Below are 3,937 nucleotides of genomic sequence, written 5' to 3'. Positions count from 1 at the left end.
GCGAGCACCTCAGGATGACGGTCGAAATCCCTGCCACGCCCCCTACCCCTTCTTCCCCTTCTTCCCGCCATTGCGCTCCATCGCCGTCTCGATCGCGCCGCACAGGGTCTCCAAGACCTTGATGCGGGCGAACAGCTTGTCGTTGGCCTCGACCAGCGTCCACGGCGCCGCCGCCGTGGAGGTGCGGTCGACCATGTCGCAGATCGCGGTCTCGTAGACGCCCCACTTGTCGCGGTTGCGCCAGTCCTCGTCGGTGATCTTGAACCGCTTGAACGCCACCTTCTCGCGCTGCTTGAAGCGCTTGAGCTGCTCGGCCTTGCTGATCGCCAGCCAGAACTTCACCACCACGGTGCCGTGGCGGACCATCGCCGCCTCGAAGTCGTTGATCTCGCCGTAGGCCCGCATCCAGTCGGCCTCGGAGCAGAACCCCTCGACGCGCTCGACCAGCACGCGGCCGTACCAGGAGCGGTCGAAGATCACGACGCCGCCGCGCCGCGGCAGATGCCGCCAGAAGCGCCACAGATAGGGCTGCGCCCGCTCCTCCTCGGTCGGCGCCGCGATCGACACAGTCTGATAGCTGCGCGCGTCGAGGGCGCCGGTGACGCGGCGGATGGCACCGCCCTTGCCGGCGCTGTCGTTGCCCTCGAACACCACGACCAGCGACATCGCCTTGAAGTGCGGATCGCGCACCAGCGCGTTGAGGCGGCCCTGCCAGGTCTCGAGCTCGGCCTTGTAGACGGCGCGGTCGAGCTTCTGATCGAGATCGAGCGCGCTCAGCACCGTCACGGTGTCGGCCGGCGCGAGCAGCGGCGGGGTCTTGTCCGGCAGCCGCTTCGGCGGCTTCTGGTCGAGCCGCTCGCGCAACGCCGCCAGCAGATGGCGCCCGAAGGTCAGCGCGCGATAGCGCGGATCGGCGCCCGGCACCACGATCCAGGGTGCCTCGCCGGTCGAGGTCTCGCGCAGGAACGGCTCGGTGACCGCGATGAAGCGGTCGTACATGTCATGGAAGGTCCACTCGTGCTCGGTGACGCGCCAGCGCGTGGCCGGATCCTTCTCCAGCGCCTTCAGCCGCTTCTTCTGCTGGCCCTTGGACATGTGGAACCAGTATTTCAGCAGCAGCACGCCCTCGTCGCACAGCATGGTCTCGAGCCGGCGGATGTCGCCGATCGATTGCGCGAACTCGGCCTCCGAGATCTCGCCCATGGCGCGCTGGACCATCGGCATCGTGTGCCAGGCGCCGAAGAACACGCCGATCTCGCCCTTCCGCGGCAGCGCGCGCCAGAACCGCCAGGCCTCGGGGCGCTCGCGCTCCTCGTCGGTCGGCTGGAAGAAGGCGCGGGTGTGGATGCGGCGCGGGTCCATCCACTCGTTGAGCAGATTGATCGTCTCGCCCTTGCCGGCGCCCTCGACCCCGGCGATCAGGATCAGCACCGCGAAGCGGCGCTGCGCCGCGAGGTCGAACTGCTCATCGAGCAGCGCCTCGCGCAGCGCCGTCTCGTCGCGCTTGTAGGCGGCCTTGGACACGTGATGGCGGAGATCGGCGGATTCGAACATGACACGCTCACAGGCGGGAGATGATCGCAGCTTTGCCGGCGCTCCGGCTGATCCAGATCAAGAAGACCGGGAAGGACGTTTCTTACCTTCTCGTTCGAACGCGACGCCGCCGACGGAGAACAAAGACGAGAGGCCGTGCGAACCATCGGGCCGGGCCGCACACCAAGGAATTAGCTCCGAAGGACGAGTGGGTTTCCTTCCGGGCCGTGACCGGTATAAATTCAAGCACGGGACGGGCCTGCCTGGCGAGGGCCGCGAGATGAGACGGTTCATGACGAAATCTTTCGCTGCTTCGACCGCGACGGCGGCCGGGGGGCTCGCCTGCGTGGTTTTCGGCGCGGCCGCGATCCTCTCGCCCGTGGCACGGGCCGCCGGCGTTCCGGTCGCCGTGGTCGAGGAGGTCAAAGGCAAGGCCTCGGGCCTCGAGTTCATGGACTATGTCGAGGCCGGGCGGGTGATCAAGCTCGGGCCCAAGGACACCATCGTGCTCGGCTATCTGAAGTCGTGCCTGCGCGAGACCGTCACGGGCGGCACCGTGGTGGTGGGAGCCGAGCAGAGCAAGGTCCATCTCGGCACGATCGAGAGCATCAAGGTCGAGTGCGACGCCGCCGCCCAGCTCGGCGAGCGCCAGGCGGCCGAGAGCGCCGCCACGGTGTTCCGCGGCATGGGACCGAACCCGTCACCGAACCCCTCGGCAGGGGGCACGCCGCCCGCCGCCGGCGAGCCGGCCCGCACGCTCGTGCTCTACGGCCGCTCGCCCGTGTTCGAGGTGAGCGAGCCCGCCACGCTGACCATCGAGCGGCTCGACAAGGTCGGCGAGAAGCAGGCGATCGCCCTGCGGGCGAAATCGCTCGTCCGCGGCCGCTTCTACGATCTCGCCAAGGCCGACAAGGCGCTGAGCCCCGGCGGCAGCTACGTCGCCACCCTCGGCGGCCGCAAGGTCGCCTTCCGCATCGCTCCGGACGCCAAGCCCGGCGCCACCCCGGTGGTCGGCCGGCTGGTGCGGTTCGAGTAGGCATCGTGGGAAATTCCGCGCTTCGATGACCGAAGCGATGAGACGATGGCGTCGTGCGTGGGGCTACCCCCCTCCCTGCCCCTCCCCCACAAGGGGGGAGGGAACGCAAGAGTCGCGACCTCGTCGAACGCGACACCGTTGCGATTGAGCTTGTCGTCTTGTCCATCTCGATGGTCCCATGCCTCGCCCCGGCCTGCTCCCTCCCCCCTTGTGGGGGAGGGTCGGGGAGGGGGGTGGCCACGACCTCGGCGTCTGCCGTCGCGCACCCGCCCAGGCGTGCGCGGGCGCGCGACCGCATGGCCCGAACATGAAGCGCTTCCGCAAGCGTGACCTCGCCGCCGTCGCTCTCGTCGTGCTGCTGTGCGGGCTGGTGTTCGCGTCGCCGGCGCTGGACCGCTTCGCCGGACTGTCGCTCGACATCCTCACGGCGCTGCGCTGGCGGGTGTTCGGGCTGCGCCACGATCCCGCGCGCGCGCCCGCCGTGGTGGTGGCGATCGACGAGGAGACGTTCCGCACGGCGCCCTTCGCCGGCTCGCCGAGCCTGACCTGGACGCGCGAGATCGGCCGGGTGCTCACCGCCGTGGTCGACGGCGGCGCCGCCGCGGTCGGCTTCGACATCGTCTTCCCGTCCTCGATCGAGCAGTCGGAGATCCCGTTCGGCGAGGAGCCGCTGGGCGCCCGGCTGCGCGGCTTCGACCGTGATTTTTTGCGCGCGCTGGCCGCCGCCGCGCAGAGCGACAAGGTCGTCCTCGGCGAGGTGCTGCACCAGGACCGGCCGGTGCGGCCGGCGGCGGCGCAACGCATCGCGGTCGGCCAGCAGAGGAACATCCGCGCCCTCAACACCCATGCCGACCCGGACGACGTGGTGCGCCGCCTGCCGCTGTGGTTCACGGTCGGCGGCCGCCCGGTCCCGTCGATGGCGCTGGAGCTCGCCGCCCGCGCCCTCGGCACCGCGCCGGTGCGCGAGCCCGACGGCGGCACCACGCTGGCCGGCTACCGCATCCCGGGGGCCGTGGCGAACACCCAGACGCTCGCCTTCGAGGGCGGCGCCGACGAGGTGCCGACCTTCTCGTTCGCCGACCTGCGCGCCTGCGCCGACAAGGGCGACGCGGCGTTCTTCCGGCGCGCCTTCGCCGGCAAGGTGGTGCTGTTCGGCACGCTGCTCGACATCGAGGACCGCAAGATCACCTCGAAGCGCTTCGCGACCGGCGTCGAGGGCGCGCGGGCCGAGCGCTGCGCCCTGCCCCCGCCTCCCGCCGCGGCCGACGCCCCGCTGCGCCGCTCGATCTCGGGCGTCTACATCCACGCCACCGGCGTCAACGACCTGCTCCGCCGCGACGCGCTCGCCGAGCCGGGCCGGCTCGGCAC

At 70.6% G+C, this 3,937-nt stretch carries 3 protein-coding genes; 2 read left to right on the top strand and 1 reads right to left on the bottom strand.

What is annotated here, in order from left to right; genetic code table 11:
- Nucleotides 1-42: 42 nt before the first annotated feature.
- On the bottom strand, nt 43-1,554 hold the full coding sequence (gene pap / locus CH341_RS29200) for a polyphosphate:AMP phosphotransferase (protein ID WP_111422796.1): 1,512 nt from the start codon (nt 1,552-1,554) through the stop codon (nt 43-45).
- A 271-nt stretch (nt 1,555-1,825) separates the two neighbouring features.
- Here pap and CH341_RS29195 point away from each other — a divergent pair, with 271 nt between their 5' ends.
- Together CH341_RS29195 and CH341_RS29190 are read left to right on the top strand one after the other, a co-directional pair.
- Nucleotides 1,826-2,569 (top strand): hypothetical protein, encoded by a 744-nt coding sequence (locus CH341_RS29195; protein WP_111422793.1) that lies wholly within the window; start codon nt 1,826-1,828, stop codon nt 2,567-2,569.
- 307 nt (nt 2,570-2,876) lie between these two features.
- Nucleotides 2,877-3,937, top strand: a 1,061-nt coding sequence (locus tag CH341_RS29190) for a CHASE2 domain-containing protein (RefSeq protein ID WP_146604671.1), incomplete at its 3' end; no start/stop codon positions are given.

The organism is Rhodoplanes roseus (assembly GCF_003258865.1).
GTDB classification, from domain to species: Bacteria; Pseudomonadota; Alphaproteobacteria; order Rhizobiales; family Xanthobacteraceae; genus Rhodoplanes; species Rhodoplanes roseus.
Note: the sequence above shows the minus strand (reverse complement) of the source record. Positions and strands in the feature narration are given on the sequence as shown.

Bases quoted from the DNA above. Each gene is read 5' to 3' on its own strand.
- pap (WP_111422796.1), bottom strand. From the start codon at position 1,554: ATGTTCGAATCCGCCGATCTCCGCCATCACGTGTCCAAGGCCGCCTAC.
- CH341_RS29195 (WP_111422793.1), top strand. From the start codon at position 1,826: ATGACGAAATCTTTCGCTGCTTCGACCGCGACGGCGGCCGGGGGGCTC.